This window comes from Streptomyces sp. NPDC004542, from assembly GCF_040610035.1.
Lineage (GTDB): Bacteria > Actinomycetota > Actinomycetes > Streptomycetales > Streptomycetaceae > Streptomyces.
The window spans coordinates 1-1,271 of sequence record NZ_JBEXLP010000220.1; the positions used below are offsets into that span (position 1 = coordinate 1).

A 1,271-nucleotide genomic window follows, 5' to 3' on the forward strand; every position below is an offset into this window, starting at 1 on the left:
AGAAGTACCAGCTCAAACCCCGCGACTGGGCCGCCGCCGCACGCGAGGGACGCACCATCGCCCCCCTCGTCACCCGCCTCAACACCATCCGGCGCCGGCATCCTGCGCTGCGGCGCCTGCGGAACCTGCGCTTCCACCCGACCGACAACGACGCCGTCATCGCGTACAGCAAGCGCTCCGGCGCGGACACGGTTCTGGTGGTCGCCAACCTCGACCCCCACCACACCCAGGAGGCGACGGTCTCGCTGGACATGCCGCGACTCGGCCTGGACCAGCACGCAACCGTGTCCGTGCACGACGAACTGACGGGTGAGACCTACCACTGGGGCAGGACCAACTACGTGCGCCTCGAACCCGGCCGGGAGCCGGCGCACGTACTCCATGTCCGGCGATCGTCCGCCGCGCCTCAGATCGGAGGGCCCAGCGCGTCATGACAGTCAACAGCCCCGTCCCGGACACCTTCGAGGACACTCCCGCCAAGGACCGGGACCCGGATTGGTTCAAACGCGCCGTCTTCTACGAGGTCCTCGTCCGCTCCTTCCAGGACAGCGACGGTGACGGCGTCGGCGACCTCAAGGGCCTGACCGCCAAGCTCGACTACCTCCAGTGGCTGGGGGTGGACTGCCTGTGGCTGCCGCCCTTCTTCACGTCACCGCTCAGGGACGGCGGCTACGACGTCTCCGACTACACCGCCGTGCTGCCCGAGTTCGGTGACCTCGCCGACTTCGTGGAGTTCGTCGACGCCGCCCACCAGCGCGGCATGCGTGTGATCATCGACTTCGTCATGAACCACACCAGCGACCAGCACCCGTGGTTCCAGGAGTCGCGGAAGAACCCCGACGGGCCGTACGGCGACTACTACATGTGGGCCGACGACGACAAGCGGTACCAGGACGCGCGGATCATCTTCGTCGACACCGAGACCTCCAACTGGACCCATGACCCGGTCCGCGGCCAGTACTACTTCCACCGTTTCTTCTCGCACCAGCCGGACCTCAACTACGAGAACCCGGCCGTGCAGGAGGAGATCCTCGCCGCCCTCCGCTTCTGGCTGGACCTGGGCATCGACGGCTTCCGGCTGGACGCCGTGCCGTACCTGTACGCGTCCGAGGGGACGAACTGCGAGAACCTGCCCGCCACGCACGCGTTCCTGAGGCGCGTCCGCCGCGAGATCGACGCGATGTACCCGGACACCGTGCTGCTGGCGGAGGCGAACCAGTGGCCGGAGGACGTCGTCGACTACTTCGGCGACTTCCGGGCCGGCGGCGACG

2 protein-coding genes are annotated in these 1,271 nt (G+C 68.0%); both read left to right on the forward strand.

What is annotated here, in order from left to right:
* Positions 1 to 434, forward strand: a 434-nt coding sequence (locus ABZX30_RS38195; protein ID WP_355943076.1) for an alpha-glucosidase C-terminal domain-containing protein, incomplete at its 5' end; no start/stop codon positions are given.
* Positions 431 to 1,271 (forward strand): alpha-amylase family glycosyl hydrolase (locus ABZX30_RS38200; protein WP_355943079.1); only part of this gene is annotated, 841 nt, incomplete at its 3' end. The genes ABZX30_RS38195 and ABZX30_RS38200, both read left to right, overlap by 4 nt.